The organism is Limnohabitans sp. 2KL-3 (assembly GCF_001269405.1).
GTDB lineage: Bacteria > Pseudomonadota > Gammaproteobacteria > Burkholderiales > Burkholderiaceae_C > Limnohabitans_A.
In genome coordinates this window covers 48,116-66,043 of sequence record NZ_CXON01000022.1, presented here as the reverse complement: position 1 = coordinate 66,043, position 17,928 = coordinate 48,116, and the positions used below count along the sequence as shown (strand labels likewise).

Genomic DNA, 17,928 nt, shown 5'->3' with positions numbered 1-17,928 from the left:
CCGCGCCACTGCCCGATGTGCCCACCATCGCCAAAAGCCTGGCCCCAAAACCCAAGCGCGCCGCCAGCACCGTCTCCAAAGCCCAGCCCTGGCGCGAGGCGGTCACCCGCTGGATGGCCGCTGGCGTTGAGGGCAAAGCCATCCACGCCGCCCTCGTGCGCGAGCACCAGTTTCAAGGCAGCTACTCGTCCGTCTATCGCCTCATGCAGGACATCGCACAGGAGCTGCCCCGCACCGATCTGACTGTGCGCCTGTCCTTCAAGCCCGGCGAGGCCGCCCAGGTCGACTTTGGCGCTGGCCCATTCCTGAAGCACCCCGATGGCCAAATGCGCCGCACTTGGGCCTTCGTCATGACGCTGTGCCACTCCCGCCACCAGTACTTGGAGTTCGTCTGGGATCAGACCGTGTCCACTTGGCTGGGCTGCCACCGCCGCGCCTTTGAGTGGTTCAACGGGGTGCCCGAGCGCGTCATCATCGACAACGCCAAGTGCGCCATCATCAAGGCCTGCCGCTTTGACCCCCAGGTCCAGCGCTCTTATGCCGAGTGCGCCGAAGGCTATGATTTCAAGATTGACCCGTGCCCGCCCCATGACCCGCAGAAGAAGGGCATCGTCGAGTCGGGCGTCAAGTACGTCAAAGGCAACTTCCTGGCCACCCGTGAGTTCCGCGACCTGGCCGAGCTGAACGCCCAGGCCAAGACCTGGGTGCTGCACGAGGCGGGACTGCGTACCCACGGCACCACACGCCAGCAGCCCCTGGCGCTGTTTGCGCTGGAGCAGCCGTTTTTGAAACCCCTGCCTGCGCAAGTACCGGACTTGGGGGTTTGGCACCCCGTCACCCCGCACCGGGACTGCCACGTCAAGTTCGAGCATGTGATGTATTCGGCCCCGTTTGCCCTGGTGGGCAAGGCGCTGTGGCTGCGCGCCAACGACGGTTGTGTGGCCCTGTATGAGGGCCATGTGCTGGTGGCCACCCACCCGCGCGGACAGCGCAAGGGCCAGCGCGTGACCACCCCCGACCACTTGCCACCCCAGGCGCAGTGGTTCTTTGGCCGTGACCGCCAGTGGCTGGACGAGCAAGCCAGCGAGGTCGGACCCCACTGCCAGCAGGTCATCGACTGGTTGCTCAGCGACAAGATTGTGGAGCGCTTGCGCGCCGCACAAGGCGTTATCGGCTTGACCAAGACCTATGGGCACAGCCGATTGGAGGCGGCCTGCCACCGCGCCATGGCCCACGGCAGTCCTTATTACCGCACCGTCAAGACCATCCTGAGCACCAACGCCGATCAGCTGCCGATGCCCCAGACCAGCACCGCTGCGGTCTACACCAAGACCCGGTTTGTGCGTGATGCCGCCAGCCTGTTTGCCGACCCTGATGCCCGCACCCATTCCCACACCAATTCCCACCACCCGCAGCAAGACCTGCTGCATTAACCCCCAAAGGAGAGCATCCCATGAACCCTATCCCCGAACTGGTTCCCCATTTGAAGCAGCTGCGCCTGTCTGGCATCCTGGACTCGCTGGAGGCACGAAACCGCCAGGCCATCGAGTCCAAGTTGGCCTACACCGAGTTCTTGGCCATCTTGATGGGTGATGAGGTCGCCCGCCGTGAGCAAAACAGCTTTGGCATGCGCTTGCGCAAAGCCCAATTCAGGTCCACCAAGACGCTGGAGCAGTTTGACTTTGAGCGGCTGCCTCAACTCAACCGGGCCCTGGTGCACGATCTGGCCACGGGGCGCTACGTGCGCGAGTGCTCGCCCGTGCTGATCGTGGGGCCCAGCGGCACCGGCAAAAGCCACTTGGCTCAGGCGCTGGGTCACTGCGCGGTGCGCCAGGGCACGGATGTGCTGTTCACCAGTTGCTCGGCCCTGACGCAGACGCTGCACGCGGCGCGGGCGACCAACGCCTATGAGCGCAAACTGCAATCGCTCAGCCGCATCCCGGTGCTGATCATTGATGACTTTGGACTCAAGCCCCTGAGGTCACCAGCGGATGAGGACTTGCACGAGCTGATTGCCGAGCGCTACGAGCGCACGGCGACCATCATCACCAGCAATCTGGACTTCAGTGAGTGGGATCAGGCCTTCCCTAGCAACCCGCTGCTGGCCTCGGCCACGTTGGACCGGCTCAGGCACAACGCTTACTGCTTGACGCTGGATGGGCAGTCGTACCGGACGCCGCGCCAAATGCCGACCACGGCGGTGACAAAAAGCAAGAATTCAAACCCACAAAAAGACGCCAAATAAGGGCAAAATCCAAACCCGAAAGATGTCAGTTTGAGCGCTTGCAGCTGGCTCCTATATGCCGAAAACAGCTGGCTCCTTTATGCCGAAAAGTGACACCGTGCGTCTGTCACATGATGGGGGCCGTCAGGCTCGCGCCAAGAGCCTGGTGAGCTGTGCATCAACACATGGCGTCGTGCATGCGTCTTGGGTGCGGGTGCAAAGTGCCTCGCGCTTGTAATATTTAATTGATGCCCATACAATAAATCTATTCATGCAATTCACGTTTGATCCCCGCAAGGACGCGGCCAACATCCTGAAGCACGGACTTTCGTTGTCAGACGCGCCGCTGGTTTTTAATGCGGTCAACAAACTGACGATTGAGAGCATTCGAGCTGATGAGGCTCGTTGGATGGATGTGGCCATGGTGGAAGTGGCTGGCGTGGTCTTGGTGCTTGTCTATGTGCTGCGTGATCCAGACGTGGTGCGAGCCATATCGCTGCGGCGCGCATCCAAACAAGAAAGGACGCTTTATGCCCAAAACACGGATTAAACCCACCGGGACGGATTGGGATCGCGTCAAGCGAGAGGCTTTGCAGGATGCACCGATTGCACATGGTGCGGCCGATGGTCCCTATGACCCCAATGATGCGGCAGCAGTGGCCGCCTATTGGCAACAAGCTACGCTCAAGCGGGGGCGCGGCCGGCCAGCCGCTGCAGTGAAGCGTCCCACGCTGAACATGCGGATAGACGCCGATGTGCTCGAAGCCTTCAAGGCTACAGGGCAAGGCTGGCAAACCCGCATCAATGCTGCATTGCGCGAAGCTGTCGCTCATGGCTTGACCAAAGCGTAAAGCCTCGTTGACCGAGGGTTGGGTACAAAAAAAGGGTCAGCAGACCTTGATCTGCTGACCCTCATGTTGACTGGTGCCGGAGAGATGAATCGAACACCCGACCTTCTCATTACGAATGAGCTGCTCTACCGACTGAGCTACACCGGCTGACCTTCAAAAATTATACCTGCGCGTGGTAGCTGGTCAGGCGTTCAACTTCGTTTTTGGAGCCCAACACCACGCTCACGCGTTCGTGCAATTGGGTTGGCTGCAGGTCGAGAATGCGCTGTTGGCCGTTGGTGGCGGCGCCACCGGCTTGTTCGATCAGCCAGCTCATGGGGTTGGCTTCGTACATCAGGCGCAGCTTGCCGGGTTTGTGCGGTTCGCGCTTGTCCCAGGGGTACATGAACACGCCGCCACGGGTCAGGATGCGGTGCACATCGGCCACCATGCTGGCGATCCAGCGCATGTTGAAGTCCTTGCCGCGTGGGCCTTCCTTGCCTTGCAGGCATTCGTCGATGTAGCGGCGCACGGGCTCGTCCCAGTGGCGCATATTGCTCATGTTGATGGCGAACTCTTTGGTGTCGGCAGGCACTCGCAGGTTTTCTTGTGTGAGCACAAAGGAGCCTTGCTCGCGGTCCAGGGTGAACATGGCCACACCGTCACCCACGGTGAGCACCAGTGTGGTTTGTGGGCCATAGACGCAATAGCCTGCGGCCACTTGCTGCTGGCCGGGCTGCAAGAAGTCCTGCTCGGTCACGCCCTGGCTGCCTTCGGGCTTTTTGAGGACGCTGAAAATAGTGCCGATGCTGACGTTGACGTCGATGTTGGACGAGCCATCGAGGGGATCAAACAGCAAGAGATATTCGCCCTGTGGGTAACGGTTGGGCACCAGGTAGATGCTGTCCATTTCTTCAGAGGCCATGGCGGCGAGGTGTCCGCCCCATTCGTTGGCTTCGAGCAGCACTTCGTTGGCGATGATGTCGAGTTTTTTCTGGACTTCGCCTTGGACGTTTTCGCTGTCGGCGCTGCCGAGCACACCGCCCAGCGCACCTTTGTTGACGGCGTGGCTGATGCTTTTGCAGGCACGGGCCACCACTTCGAGCAGCAGGCGCAGGTCAGCCGGAATGTGGCCTTTGTCGCGTTGCTGTTCGACCAGGTAGCGGGAGAGGGAGATTTTGGGGCTCATGTTCGGTCCTTGGGTTCAGGTGCTGCTCAGCGCCCGGCTGATGACTTCGCGCACATCGTTGCTGAGGTCGGCTTTGGCAGCCACGCGTTCGATGGCCACTTTGGCCGCGCTGCGGTAGGGCTCGGTCATGCGGCTCCAGCGGTCCATGGCGCGGGCCAGGCGGGCGGCCACTTGCGGGTTGATGGCATCCAAGGCCAGCACTTGCTCGCTCCAATACACATAGCCTGCGGCGTCGGCACGGTGAAAGGCCGCCGGGTTGGCGCTGCAGTAGCTGAAGATCAGGCTGCGGGCGCGGTTGGGGTTGCGCAGGCTGAAGTCGGCATGTTGCATGAGCTGGCGCACACGCGGCAGCACGTCGCCCGCGCGGTCAGGTGCACCGGCTTGGAGGGCAAACCATTTGTCGATGACCAAGGCTTCGTGCTGGAACATTTTGTGGAACAAGGCCAATGCGTCTTGTGCCAGTGGATGGCCGCTGATCACCAGGGCCGACAGCGCGTTGAAGCGGTCGGTCATGTTGCCCGCGTCCTTGAATTGCTGGTACACGCGGCCGGGCGTCACGTCGTCGCCCGACTGAACGGCGGCGATGCACAGCATGCCCATGGCCAGACCCGACAGGGCGCGGCGGCCGCTGGATTGGGCGTCAGGCGAGTAGGCACCGTTGTGCTTGTGAGTGTCCCAAGCCCATTGCCAGTCGGTTTGCAAGGCGGTGGCCAGTTGCAGTCGCATGGCTTCGCGCAGGGCGTGCACGCGTTGTGGGTCCACCACGCTCAGTTGGTCCGCGATGTAGTTCTCGGACGGCAGCGTGAGGGCCAGGTCTTTGAAGGCGGCATCCAAACCAGGGTGGCGCAGCACGTTGCGCAGCGCAGCGACCAGCTCATCCGAAAGGACGGGGCCTGAAGCCTCGGCCTGCGTCAGCGCTTGCACAGCGCTTTGCAGCATCAGGCGTTGACCGGCTTCCCATTGGTTGAAGGGGTCGCTGTCGTGAGCCAGCAGGCAAAGCAGGTCGGCCGTGCTCAGGCCATCTTGGAGCACCACCGGGGCGCTGAAACCGCGCAGCAGCGAGGGCACGGGTTCGCTGTCGATGTTGACAAAGGTGTAGCTGGCGCTGGCTTCGGTCAGCACCAGGGTTTGCTGGGGCAAGACGTCGGCGCTGCCAGCTTGTTGCAAGGACAGGGCTTGGCCATCGCTTGAAAGCAGGCCCAGCGTGACCGGGATCACGAAGGGCTGTTTGCTGGCTTGGTCGGGCGTGGCGGGGCAGCTTTGAGCAAGTGTGAGGGTGTAGCTGCGCTCGGCCGCGTTGTAGACACCACGCGCTTGCAGACGCGGGGTGCCCGCCTGGCTGTACCAGCGCTTGAAGGTGCTCAGGTTTTGCGTCAGGGCCGAGCCGGGGTTGGCGTCGGCAATGGCTTGCGCAAAGTCGTCGCAGGTCACGGCTTGGCCATCGTGGCGCTCAAAGTAAAGCTTCATGCCCTTGGCAAAACCATCGCGGCCTTGCAGGTCGTTGGGCGTGGCCACCAGGGTCTGCATCATGCGAACGACTTCAGAACCTTTTTCGTAGATGGTGACGGTGTAGAAGTTGTTGATCTCGACATAGCTGTCGGGGCGCACGGGGTGGGCCATGGGGCCTGCGTCTTCGGCAAACTGCACGGTGCGCAAGACCCGCACGTCTTCGATGCGTTTGACGGCGCGGGCACTGGCCTCGCCCGCCATGTCTTGGCTGAACTCTTGGTCGCGGAAGACAGTGAGGCCTTCTTTGAGCGAGAGCTGGAACCAGTCGCGGCAGGTGATGCGGTTGCCCGTCCAGTTGTGGAAGTACTCGTGGCCAACAACGCTTTCGATGTTGCCGAAATCCATGTCGGTGGCGGTGTTTGGGTTGGCCAGCACGAACTTGGTGTTGAAGATGTTCAGGCCCTTGTTTTCCATCGCGCCCATGTTGAAGTCGCTGGTGGCAACGATCATGAAGCGCTCCAGATCGAGCGGCAGGCCAAAGCGGGCTTCGTCCCAGGCCACGCTGGCCATGAGCGAGTTCATCGCGTGTTCAGTCTTGTCTAGGTCGCCGGGGCGCACGAACACCTGCAGCAGATGCTCGGTGCCGCTGCGGCTGGTGATGCGTTGCTCGCGTGCGACCAACTGACCGGCCACCAAGGCAAAAAGGTAGCAAGGTTTTTTGTGCGGGTCAACCCACTTGGCAAAGTGGCGACCGTCGTCCAAGGCGCCTTGCTCGACCAGGTTGCCGTTGCTCAGCAGCACCGGGTACTTGGCCTTGTCGGCACGCAGCATGACGGTGTAGCTGGCCATCACGTCCGGGCGGTCCAGGAAGTAGGTGATGCGGCGAAAGCCCTCGGCCTCGCATTGCGTGAAGAAGGTGCCCTGGCTGACGTACAAGCCCATCAGCTGGGTGTTCTTCTCGGGGTTGCAGGTGGTGAAGATTTCCAGATCGAAGGCGTCCGTACCTTCGGGCAGGTTTTCCAGTACCAACTGATGGCCGTCCATCTTGAATGAGGTGCCACCGCCATTGACCAACACGCGGGCCAAATTCAGGTCTTCGCCGTCCAGACGCAGTGCTTGTGCAGCCACATCCGGATTGCGGCGCAGGCGCATTTTGTTCAGCACGCGGGTTTTGGTCGGGTCCAGATCAAAGGTCAGATCGACGGTATCGATCCAAAAAGCTGGGGCGGTGTACGCCTCGCGCTGGATCGCGGTGGGTTGTCCTTCACGCATCACTAACTCCGTTTTGTTTGAGGTCTGAGCAGCTCAGAGGCCTTGTTTCAGTGAGGCTTCGATGAACGCATCGAGGTCGCCATCAAGCACTTTTTGGGTGGCCGAAATTTCGACGTTGGTGCGCAAATCCTTGATGCGGCTGTTGTCGAGCACGTAGCTGCGGATCTGGTGACCCCAGCCCACATCGGTCTTGGTGTCTTCCAGCTTTTGCTGCTCTTCCATGCGTTTGCGCATTTCAAAGTCATACAAGCGTGAACGCAGACGTTGCCAAGCCACATCGCGGTTGCTGTGCTGGCTGCGGCCGTCTTGGCACTGCACCACAATGCCCGTGGGGATGTGCGTCAATCGCACGGCCGAGTCGGTCTTGTTGATGTGCTGACCGCCCGCGCCGCTGGCACGGAAGGTGTCGGTGCGCACATCCGACGGGTTGATGTTGATCTCGATCGAGTCGTCGATCTCGGGGTACACAAACAGCGAGGCGAAAGACGTGTGGCGGCCACCCGACGAGTCGAAGGGGCTCTTGCGGACCAAGCGGTGCACGCCGGTTTCGGTGCGCAGCAGGCCAAAGGCGTATTCGCCTTCGATCTTGATGGTTGCGCCCTTGATGCCTGCGGTGTCGCCCGGGGTTTCGTCTTCCACGGTGGCCTTGAAGCCCTTGCGTTCGGCGTATTTGAGGTACTGGCGCAGCAACATGCTGGCCCAGTCGCAGGCCTCTGTACCACCCGCGCCCGCCTGGATGTCGACAAAGCAGTTGAGCGGATCGGCCTCGTGCCGGAACATGCGGCGAAATTCGAGGTCTTCGACAAGTTGGGTCAACTTGGCGGTTTCCGCCTCGATGGTCATCAAGCCATCGTCGTCGCCTTCTTCCTTGCTCATCTCAAAGAGCTCAAGGTTGTCAGACAACTCGCTGGTCAGGTTGGTGATGGTGACCACCACACCGTCCAGGGCTTTTTTCTCTTTGCCCAGCTCTTGGGCTTTTTTGGGGTCATTCCAGACCGCGGGATCTTCGAGTGATGCGTTGACGGTTCTCAGCCGTTCAGATTTGGCATCGTAGTCAAAGATACCCCCGTAACTCTTGGGTCCGGGCGCTCAGGTCGCTGAGGGTGGTGCCAATCTGGTTGATGCGTTCTGCGTCCATGGGGAAATGCTCCGGTTCGGTAAACCGGGCATTTTCTCATGAGTTCGACCTTGCGCCTGTGGCAAGTTCTTCGGGGTCTGGCTTGGCCAGGTGCCAACTTTTGGGGGCTTGTGGTTTTAAAAGCGTCTACCGTAAGAAAACATCAGACCAGCAGTGCCCAGCACTTTCATTTGAACCGAATCGTGCTCATTCAATTTGTAGCCCAGTGCAGGGATCACGGCGGGTGAGAAACCATTTCGGTTCAATGGAACTTTGTCTTCGTAAGGTGCCACATAGCCGTACATCAAGCCTGCCGTCAGTTTGACAAAAAGGGCTGGTACGCCAAAGACGTTGTTGAATTGACGGCCACCGTAAAGGTAGACAGTGGGCTGTCCAAATGAGTTGCTGAAAAAACTCACACCGCAAAAGCGATCCCCGGGTAATGGTTGATCAACTGCAAACAGCACCACATTTTTGTGTTCCGGACTGCGACTCCAGTGATGGGTATGAGGTGAAAAGGTGAATTCACCCCGATGGGTCGGCTCGGGTGCACCTTGCACGCTCAAAAAGGAGGGGCAATATGTTTCTGATGCAATGGCTTGACTTGTGATGGAGAAAAAAATGGTTGAAGATATTAAAAGAAAACAGTTTTTTAATTTATTTTTCATAAAGGTCCCTGATTTTTTGGATGAATTTATTTTTATATTTTGAGTTCCTCCGTTTCATGAAATAAGTAGCGAACTGCCATGCCGGCAGCAATGGCAAAAAAACCACTCTCAACCACATTGGCCGTGATCCCATAAATCAAAGTCGCCAGCAATAGACAGTAAGCAGCAGCTTCAACTGGGTCTCGCCAGGGATTAAGTCGGAGTGATCTCAACAGCAACAGTAAAAAACCAGGCAGCGCCACCCATCCAAAAATAACAAACCAATAAACAAATATATTGTCTGCTGCATTGAATCGATTGAATTCGAAATAAGTTTGAGGAGTACCAATACCGCCTAATCCCCGTCCCCAAAGTGAACTGCCTTGGTTTTCCAACAGCTTCCAAGCGTTGGGCCACATGTCATTCAAGCGGTCCCAAAATGAAAATGTCAAATTCGCCAACTCTTGATCTCGGATGTAAAAATTCACATCCATGAACAAGGGTGTCATTGGCAACAGCAGAGCCACCAAACCCAGCGCCAAAGGCCACCATCGAATGGCAGAGGAAGGTATTTTTTGACCCAATATGACCACGGGCGACAATATTGCAAACATGTTGTAAACGCCTTTGCTCGTGGTCATGTAAATGGTTAAAAATGTGATGCTCCAAATTAAAAGGCGCAGCCACACCCAGCGTGTGCCCATGACCACAATGACGCCCAACAGCAAGGTCTGTAAGGCGGCATCAAATGAAGCCCTTGAAAATCCAGCCAATCGTTTGCCACCGCCAATGTTTTCCCATTCACGGGAGCTGACGACGTCGAGGTCACCCACCGAGTAACCGAAACCTTCCCATGGATAAGCGATCCAGTAGTTCAAAATAACGCCAGTGACGACCACAAGCCAAAGCCAAACAGACGTTTTGAAAACAAGATGCCAGTGTCTGAAAATGATTTCAGAGCATGACAAACCAAACCAAAATGGCAGCAAGGTGTAAATGCCAAAAAGAACTTGGTAAACCGGTGTATGAAACAAACCCACCAAAATAGAATATGAAATGACCAACAGCGTCATGGCGCGAAGCGGTTGCAATCCTTGGCGGGATTCCCAGACGACCACGGCCAATGTGGAGCCGAGCATCAAGATCTGTGGAAAGTAAATGATGGGTGTCAGCCCCACGAGTCCAACCGCCCACCTGAATGGACCGGTGATGGCGGCTGTCACGCAATAACTCAACAGTGCAAGCAATGCCAAGGCCTGAACACCATCATTGGCCGTCCAGCTGTGCCAGTTCATGTCTTGAACGGGTGAGGTCAAGCCTGGGTGATTCATCACAGGGCCAAGCCTGGCTTGGCGTGCAGGCATGCGGTCAGCCGAAGTCATGACTTAGCCGTGATGTTTGGACACCAGACCACTGCGATGCGTGAGCAACAAAGTCATGAATGCTTCACAAGTGACCCAGGCCCACAAGGCCAATTCGGTGTGGGTTGTGTGGAGTGCCCATGCAAAAACAGTCGCTTGCAGCACTGCGCCGGGCAACACCCTTTTGGCTAGCTGTTTTTCTCTGCCTGAGGCCACCCACCACCACGCGCTCAGCATGGCATTGGCAACGTTGAAGGGCAACCAAAATGACAAAATTTTGGCCCAATCAGCGTGCGAGGCGGTTGCCTCATTGAACAAAAGGGCCAAACCCCATTCAGCAAAAGCATGTGCAGTGACCGCGCCTACCAAGGCCAACAATAGAAATACAACAGTCCAGCTGTGCAGTCGTTGTGGCTGAAAGATTTGCCCTTGTCGATGCCAAGCTTGAACCCAGCGCGGTTGCGCGGCTTGAATCAATGGAGAAAACATGCTGGCTGCGGCGCGTATTGTTTTTTCTATGGCGGCATACATGCCCACCACTTCTTTTGAAAACACCATACCCATCAAAAAAACGGTGCTGTTGGCCAGCGCCGTCAATGTGTAATCGGTGATGGCCAAGTGGCGACTTTTTCGGGCGACATCACAGATGCCTGCCCAATGGGGCCTGGACCATGCCAAGCAGGGAAGGGCCAAAATGGTGGGCAAGGCCATGAGGCCTGACAAAAAGGTGGCACTGCTTTGGAGTGCGGCGGCCCACAACAGGTCTTGGGGCCCATCCACCAACAGAAAAATGCCGCAAGTCGCCAACACACGTCCAGCCAAACCAAAAAACAAGGTGTTGTGCATGATTTGCAAGCCCTGAAACAACCATGTGGGAAACACCGCCGATCCGACCACCGTCATGAAGCACCAGGCGAACAAGGGCCATTGGGCATGCCAGGAGGTGATCAGGGCGGTGCAGGTCAGCATCACCAAGGCGCTTGCAAAAAGCAAAAGCCATTTCAGGGCCGTGACATGCACCACCACGGCACCTGCAGCGTGTCTGTTTTCTGCTTTGTTTTGAGGGTCCAGTTTGGCAAGCTCTTTCGCGGCATGTGTGTTCATGCCCGCATCCACCAGCAAAACAAAATAAAAATTAACAGCGGCACTCCAGGCCAACCAGCCAAAGGCTTCAGCGCCCAAAGACCGAACCAAAAAAGGCAATGTCAGCAGTGGAATGATGTAGTTGGCCAGCTGAAGGGCGTACAAGGCATAGGCATTGCGCAGCAAGGTGGAGGGCATGGGCAATGTCCTCATTCGGGGCGCTTCAAAGGGTTTTTGAACAATTCATTTTTAAGAATGACGAATTGGTCGGCAAATTTGGAGCTCGCATTTCTGCGTTGTCTCACGTAGGCACGAGCCCAAATGAACATGATGGTCAGCATGGTGGAGCCGACCCCGGAAAGGATGACGTTGACTTTGATGCGTGGCCGCGATTTGTTTTGGGGGCTGATGGCGATGTCGAGCACCTGAAACAAGGAAAAATCCCGCGTTTCATCCATCTTGCCCAGCTCGGTGTATTGCCCCAAGATGGTCACAATGTTTTCCCAATACTCCACATCGCGCTTGCGTTGACTGTGCTCCATCAAGGCATCGGGTGCCTTTGACAGAGGGACAAACGCGCCTTGACTGTTGGGTTTGGATGCAGAGCCCGGTATTTCGCTGGTGGCTTCTTGCACTTTTTGTTTCAGGTTGCCCAGTTCGCTGCGCAAGAGTCGAACGTCGGGGTTGTCGTCGGTGGCATAACTGAGCAAGGTCCTCAGTTGAACTTCCTTGTTGGCAATTTGATTGCGCAAATCTCGTGCGGTGCTCAAGATGGCTTCATCTTGGCCGCGAAGGCGTGTAAAACCTGTTCGCTTTTCGGTTCTTCTCAGTTGTTCATCTGCTTCGTTGAGGCTTTGCCGGGCTTTGCTCAGCGCGTTGTTGAAAAAGTCGCTTCGCCTGCCACCTTCTTTTTTGGCCAAATCACTGGAAAAGGTTTGAAGTTCCAGGACGTAGGCATTGGCCAGTTGTGCCGCTCTGACCGGGTCAGAGTCTTCCACCGAAATCTCCACAATGCCATCTTTGCCCGAATTGATGTCGGTGCGTGACTCAAGCAATTGCCGGGCCGTGTCCATGTCCTTGGCTTCGTAGTGCTTGAGCAAATCATGGTTTTGAATCACACCATCCAAAATGGTGCGGCTGCGCAAAATGCCCACAAAAAGATCGGTCGGGTTTTTCAGGTTGAGCGCTGAATTGCCCAAGGCACTCTCTCCTCCCATCGCAATCAGGCCGCGGCTGATGGTGTTTTGGTTGTATTGAGGCGGAAGAACCCGGGTCGATGCCTTGAAATACTGGGTTGAAAATATCCCGTGCAACAGGACCAGAACCGAGACCACCAAGGGCACTCCCATCACCCACCATTTCGCTTGCACCAGCGGCAAGAGCACGGGCATGAGGCTGTAGGTGTCCGAGCTTGCAGAGGGCGGTCTTGAAGACACCTCTCTGTGCTTGGGCAGGGGGCGGCTGGGTTTCATTTACAGCCCTTTGACAATGCGAATGCCTGCAATGCCCATGCCCAGTTGGTAGACGATTTGTGAGATGTCCTTGACGCGTCGTATCCAGCTGACCGCTTCGGTGTTTTCTTCGACCCAGATCGTGTCACCCGGGGCGATGTCTTCAGACCCGAGTTGATCGGCTGCAACGAGGGTGCCATCTGGACGAATCACGATGGCGGTTGTGCTTCTGGCGGAACTTCGACGCCCTCCGGCCATTTGGATGTAGTCCTCGGCATCTCTGTTTTTCTGCCAAAGGAATGAACGTTCGGCCATGACCGAGCCCATCACTTCCACGGTTTCAGGAACAGCGGGAATGAAAAAACTGTCGTTGTTTTCGAGTCGAATTTTGGGCAGCTGATCTGGATGCCGAGTTTGGCTGTTGAGCTCCAAAATCATTCGGCCTTCTGGCTTGAGTTTGCGCAGGTTATCCAAGAAGGACTGGACGGCATTTTTTTCCGCTGAAACGGTTTCGGTCTCGCCCGTTGCAACGGTTTCGCGGCTGCGTTCAATCAGGAATTTGGCGAAATCACGCTCCATGGCGTTGATGGCATCTTCTGTGCGGCGTTGTTGTTGTTGTCTGACCGATTCTCGAAACAACTGTGCGCCGTAGAGATAACCCAAGCGCGTGACGCCGCCTGCTTTTTCCAAGAGCGTTGACAGTGTGTCTCCTGCTTGGACGGTGTACATGCCAGGCCTGCGAACTTCACCTTCGATCTTGACCACGCGAGTGCTTTGCTCAATGGGGCCTCGAAAGTCGTTGCGAGAGAAAACGGTGATCGTGTCACCGGGTTGCAGCACCAAATTGTGTTGAGGGTCTCGGTTAAAGACGACCTTGCCCAATTCAAAGGGTATCAAGGTCATTTGAAGTGAAGGGTTCAGAACCCTTTCAATCACTGCATATTCCCAATTGATCTCGGGAAATCTGGGTTCAATTTTGATGTTGGCGGGATCTGTCAAAAAAGATGCAATCTTGTTTTGACTGTTCTTTTCAATCCAGTAGGCGGGTGAAATCAGCGCGTTCACATCGGGAATAATGTCCGAGATGCGCAAGCCCTCTCGCCATGCATGCCGCAAAGGCAGGGCCACTTGTCCCTTGAGGGTCACCGCGTTGTTGAATTGTGGCGAGACAGGCACCAGCACCACCAGATCGCCATCGCGCAAAACGGTTTGCATGGCCTCTTTGCCAAAGTCCAACTCCTCAATCAAACGGCTGGCTTTTGGTGTCGGGGTCTTTTTGTCTGCAGGTTTGGCAATGCGTTCGAGTTTGATGCGCAAACCATCTGCTGTTGACGTGGTTCCCCCGCTGATGCTCAACAGCTGAGCCAGCGTCATCCCTGCTTTGTATTGGTAGATGGCCGAGTTGCGCACGCTGCCTGCAATGGCCACTTGGCCCTGCATGGGGGGGATGTGGATGACGTCTTCGTTTTGCAAGCGCATGTCGGCACTGCGGTTGCCGTTGAGCAAAAAATCATACAAATCGAATTCGGCAATTTTTTCATTGCCTCTGCGCAGTTCAATGTTTCTCAGGTTGCCGTTGGCAGCGGGTCCCCCGGTGACGAACAGCGCACTGATCAGTGATGACAGTGAATTGACTTGGTAGGTTCCAGGTTTGCGTGCAAATCCGGTCACATAAAGGCTGATGCTGCGCAAGCTGCCCATGGTCACAGACAGCTCAAAGCTTTTGTAAACCCGTGACATCGCTTGATTTAAAACGGGTTGCAGTTCTTTGTATGTGAGACCAGACAACTGAATGCTGCCCACTTTGGGAATGAAAACACTGCCCCTGCGGTCAACAGTGACGGCGTATTCCAGTTCAACCGAGCCCCAAGCCCGAACAATGATGTCATCGCCAGGACCAATGACGAAGTCAGCGGGGACATTGACTTGATCGCCGATGTTGAACGAGGCGTTTGGGCTTTGAAAAAGATGGTCTGCAAAGACAGGCAGGGTGATGCCCAGACTTTGTTGAACGAGTATTTCAAAATCGGACATGTCCGATTTCAAGGGTGATGCTTTTTCAGGGGGACGTGATTGGGGCGCTGATTCGACCACCACCCTTGTGGACAGGTTGTTGGCACGCAAACTGGGATAAAGACTGCCGGGTCTTTCCTGCCGTTGTGATGAGCTGCTGTCCTGTGGGGCTTCTGTGCTCGTGTTGGCGTTTTGTGGCTTAGGGCTGCCATAAAGCTCAGTGATGGACGGGGCCTTGTATTCTTGGGCGAATGACTCCGGCACACACAGCAAGGTGCTTAAGAAAAAGCAGGCAAGGACGGAGTGCATCCATCGCTTGTGGCCTGCATTTTCAGCGCGTGATGGAGGTGCCATAGGGTTTAAAAAAAACGGTGTCATGGTGTCACCCCAGTGGGATGAATCTGAATCGATGGTTCTTGGGGCCAAGGTTTGTAGGTGACGATGGATTGGCCGTGCGGGATGCTGGTGAAGTAGTGGACGTGTTCAAAAACCGCATCAATGATGGACAGTCCATAACCTGATTGCGCCAGCAAGTCGGGTTCAGGCAATGTTCTTGATTCCCGTTCGGCAGGTTTGAACGCCTGGCCTTGGTAATGCCATTCAAGCCAAAGTCCGTGGCGATCCAGGATGACCAGCAAATGGATCGGTGTGGCGTGGGTCTGTGCTGCCTGACAAGCATGTCCAATGACATTGCTTGCGGTCTCTGACAGTCCCAATGTCATGTGCTGTTTCCAGTGCACGCTGCTTGCTTCTTCACAATGGGACAGACATGGAGAAACGATGTCTTCAACCCAGGCGCGGATGTCCGGTAAAACCTGCATTTCGGCTTTGAACTGCTTTGAATGGACTGCTCTGGAAAGTGGATTCGGAGCGGTGTAGTGCAAGGCAATGCATGAACGATCGTCAGCGACCCCTGTGCTTGCGCAGGGTTGCTTGACCAGCGCATTGACCAATGGTGCTTCTTGCCCCATTGGATAAAGGGCCATGATCTGCGCTATTTTTTGGTAGGCTTCTTGAGCCAAGGGCAGTCCCCAAGCGTCAAGAATGCCATCCGAGACCAGCAGCAAGCGGTCATCTTGCAACACGGGCACCGAGCAACTGGTGATGGTTTCTGTCGCAATGCCCAAGGGCATCATGTGGCCCGCAATGAACAATATGTGCCCATCACAGGCTCTTTGCAGCAGCAGATGTGGTGCGCCGCAATCGACCCATTCGAGCAGGCCTTGCTGGGTATCGATGTCCGCCAAGCTCAAAGTCAAGAGACTTTCACTCTCTTTGAGCATGGGCGTGACTTTTTCTCTGAGCTGTTGGAGCACCTGCATGGGGCTGGCCATGTATTGCAGGGGTCTGAGTTGGGAGAGGCTGATTTTGATTCCAGCAGAAACAATGGCAGCACCCAAACCCTTGCCCATCACGTCACCGCTGACCAGACAAACACCGCGCTGCGTTGCGACCACATCGACCAAGTCCCCACTGGCACCGTCTTGTGCTTGTGATGCGGCGTGAATTTTCAGCCCAGGAATGCTTTCTTGGGGCAAAGAAAAAAGAAGGTATTTTTGGGCCAATGTGGCCAGTTTTTGCTCGTGTAGACGGCGTGTTTGGAGTTCTTCGTTTTGCTGTTCCAGCAAGATTTGAGCGGCCTTGAGTGCTTCGCGCGTTTGCCGAATGTCTTGCAATCTTTTGAGCGTGGCAAAGAAAGTTTGTTTTAAAAAGGGTTTGATCAGGATTTGATCGACGCCGAGATTGACGGCACTGGAAAACTCTTCCTGTTTTCCGTGTGCGGTCATCAAGACGCAGGCGGCTTGGGGGTGCAGGCGGTGCGCAGCCTCGACCAAACTCAGTCCACCGCCATCTGGATGGTGGCTGCCTAAATTCAGGTCTACAAAAAAAATATCCCAGTGCTTGCCGTTCAGAGCCTCAAGGGCCTGGTTGGGGCTGTTCACGGCCAGACAGTGTGCGTGGCCCTTTAGCCATGTTTTGACAAGATGACGCATGACGGCGTCATCGTCAACCATCAGCACACTCACGGGTGATAACGTTTCTGTCACTTTGATGGGCTGTTGAATTTAGATATGATGAATTTATTCTTTATTATCCACATTTAAACCAAAAGATTTGAAATGACGGGAGAAATGTTATCCCCAGAGCAGGTCATCTGGATCAACGCACGTTTTTTGACGCGGCCTGTGACGGGGGTCGAGCGCGTGGCCCGCGAAGTCATTTCAGCTTTGGTACGACATCATCTGGACTCACAGGGATGCTGGCGGGGTTCAGGTCAGGTGCTCCGTTTTGGCTTGATTGCCCCACGCACGCCAGAAGCACTGTCCAACCCTTGGCCAGAACTGCGTTTGTGGCAAACGGGGGGTTTTCAAGGCCATGCCTGGGAGCAGTGGGACCTGCCACGCTGCACTGCGGGTCGTCTTTTGCTCAATTTTTGCAATACCGCCCCATTGTTCAAACGGCATCAATGGACGTTTTTGCACGACGCTCAGACATTTGCCATTCCGCAAAACTTCACGCTGACGCTGCGTTGGTGGTATCGCTTGATGTTTTGGATGGTGGCCCGTTGGGGTTTGGGTGTGTTGACCAATTCGAGTTTTTCAGCCAGTGAGTTGGCCAGATTCATGGGAGTGGACCGATCTCGATTGACCGTGGCCCATTTGGGAGCGGATCACATGGCGCGTGTGACCCCAGACTTGACCCCAAGGCTCAAAACTTTGATGGACTTGTTGGCCGATCGACCCTTTGTGTTGGCGGTGTCGAGTGACAACCCGAATAAGAATTTTTCGAGCGTGATCAAGGCCTTGGAACTAATGGGGCCACATGCGCCAGCCTGCGTCATTGTGGGTCAAAAAAATGATCGGGTTTTCTCTCGCAGCACGCTCAGTACCGAAAAAATTCACCATTTGGGATACGTCACTGATGCCGAATTGGTGACCCTCTACCGACGCGCCACGGTCATGGCCTACCCTTCTTTTTATGAAGGTTTTGGCTTGCCACCCTTGGAGGCCATGTGGCACGGTTGCCCTGTTGTGGTCTCTCGCACGTCGGCGTTGCCCGAGATCAGTGCCGATGCGGCGCTTTACTGTGATCCGAATGATCCATCCTCCTTGGCCGCGGCATTGAGTTCATTGGTCCACGACCCTGTTCTGCGTTTGCAAATGAGCCGCCGTGGGCAAGACAGGGCAAGAACTTTTGTCTGGCGACAAACAGCCACGGTCATTTTGGACGCCGTCACAGCACCATGCCGATGACCCATCTTTGATGGGCATGTGGCGTCGTTTGTGATCGC

General features: G+C 56.2%; 14 protein-coding genes and 1 tRNA gene. 5 read left to right on the top strand and 10 right to left on the bottom strand.

Translation table 11 applies throughout. The features are described 5' to 3' along the window. From istA to AMM41_RS18960, 4 genes are all read left to right on the top strand, one after another. On the top strand, positions 1 to 1,433 hold a 1,433-nt coding region (gene istA, locus AMM41_RS18975), incomplete at its 5' end, for an IS21 family transposase (protein WP_089963079.1). Positions 1,434 to 1,453: 20 nt separating this feature from the next. Continuing rightward, positions 1,454 to 2,245, top strand: a complete 792-nt coding sequence (gene istB, locus AMM41_RS18970) for an IS21-like element helper ATPase IstB (protein ID WP_089963077.1) — start codon at positions 1,454 to 1,456, stop codon at positions 2,243 to 2,245. Between the two features lie 250 nt (positions 2,246 to 2,495). Then, positions 2,496 to 2,774 carry a BrnT family toxin gene (locus AMM41_RS18965; protein WP_089963074.1) on the top strand — a complete coding sequence of 93 codons (279 nt, stop codon included), beginning with the start codon at positions 2,496 to 2,498 and terminating at the stop codon, positions 2,772 to 2,774. Beyond that, the gene (locus AMM41_RS18960; RefSeq protein WP_089963071.1) at positions 2,755 to 3,075 is read left to right on the top strand and encodes a BrnA antitoxin family protein; all 321 of its coding nucleotides are present in this window, start codon (positions 2,755 to 2,757) and stop codon (positions 3,073 to 3,075) included. The genes AMM41_RS18965 and AMM41_RS18960 overlap by 20 nt, the downstream gene beginning before the upstream one ends. Positions 3,076 to 3,146: 71 nt before the next feature. Here AMM41_RS18960 and AMM41_RS18955 read toward each other — a convergent pair. The 10 genes from AMM41_RS18955 to AMM41_RS18910 all read right to left on the bottom strand — a co-directional run bounded on the left by AMM41_RS18955 (position 3,147) and on the right by AMM41_RS18910 (position 16,651). Continuing rightward, positions 3,147 to 3,222 (bottom strand) — tRNA-Thr (locus tag AMM41_RS18955). Positions 3,223 to 3,235: 13 nt separating this feature from the next. Next, positions 3,236 to 4,243 carry a class 1 fructose-bisphosphatase gene (locus AMM41_RS18950; RefSeq protein ID WP_089963069.1) on the bottom strand — a complete coding sequence of 336 codons (1,008 nt, stop codon included), beginning with the start codon at positions 4,241 to 4,243 and terminating at the stop codon, positions 3,236 to 3,238. Between the two features lie 15 nt (positions 4,244 to 4,258). Then, entirely contained in the window at positions 4,259 to 6,964 is a 2,706-nt protein-coding gene (gene pepN / locus AMM41_RS18945; protein ID WP_089963066.1) for an aminopeptidase N, read from the bottom strand. A gap of 33 nt (positions 6,965 to 6,997) precedes the next feature. Next, positions 6,998 to 8,102 (bottom strand): peptide chain release factor 2 gene (gene prfB, locus AMM41_RS18940; RefSeq protein ID WP_108379363.1). Its coding sequence is split into 2 segments (ribosomal slippage): positions 6,998 to 8,020 and positions 8,022 to 8,102, totalling 1,104 coding nucleotides; the frame shifts between segments, so codons are not numbered across the junction. Positions 8,103 to 8,218: 116 nt separating this feature from the next. After that, positions 8,219 to 8,749, bottom strand: coding sequence for a hypothetical protein (locus tag AMM41_RS18935; RefSeq protein ID WP_089963063.1), 531 nt, complete (start codon positions 8,747 to 8,749; stop codon positions 8,219 to 8,221). A gap of 32 nt (positions 8,750 to 8,781) precedes the next feature. Further along, complete coding sequence (locus tag AMM41_RS18930) at positions 8,782 to 10,110, bottom strand: hypothetical protein (RefSeq protein WP_089963061.1); 1,329 nt, start codon at positions 10,108 to 10,110, stop codon at positions 8,782 to 8,784. Between the two features lie 3 nt (positions 10,111 to 10,113). Further along, the gene (locus tag AMM41_RS18925; RefSeq protein ID WP_158273285.1) at positions 10,114 to 11,370 is read right to left on the bottom strand and encodes a lipopolysaccharide biosynthesis protein; all 1,257 of its coding nucleotides are present in this window, start codon (positions 11,368 to 11,370) and stop codon (positions 10,114 to 10,116) included. Between the two features lie 11 nt (positions 11,371 to 11,381). Then, complete coding sequence (locus AMM41_RS18920) at positions 11,382 to 12,644, bottom strand: Wzz/FepE/Etk N-terminal domain-containing protein (RefSeq protein ID WP_089963055.1); 1,263 nt, start codon at positions 12,642 to 12,644, stop codon at positions 11,382 to 11,384. Next, the gene (locus tag AMM41_RS18915) at positions 12,645 to 14,657 is read right to left on the bottom strand and encodes an SLBB domain-containing protein (protein WP_158273284.1); all 2,013 of its coding nucleotides are present in this window, start codon (positions 14,655 to 14,657) and stop codon (positions 12,645 to 12,647) included. A gap of 353 nt (positions 14,658 to 15,010) precedes the next feature. Next, positions 15,011 to 16,651, bottom strand: a complete 1,641-nt coding sequence (locus tag AMM41_RS18910) for an ATP-binding SpoIIE family protein phosphatase (protein ID WP_194944873.1) — start codon at positions 16,649 to 16,651, stop codon at positions 15,011 to 15,013. Between the two features lie 117 nt (positions 16,652 to 16,768). Here AMM41_RS18910 and AMM41_RS18905 point away from each other — a divergent pair, with 117 nt between their 5' ends. Next, positions 16,769 to 17,890, top strand: a complete 1,122-nt coding sequence (locus AMM41_RS18905; RefSeq protein ID WP_194944872.1) for a glycosyltransferase family 4 protein — start codon at positions 16,769 to 16,771, stop codon at positions 17,888 to 17,890. Positions 17,891 to 17,928 lie beyond the last annotated feature (38 nt).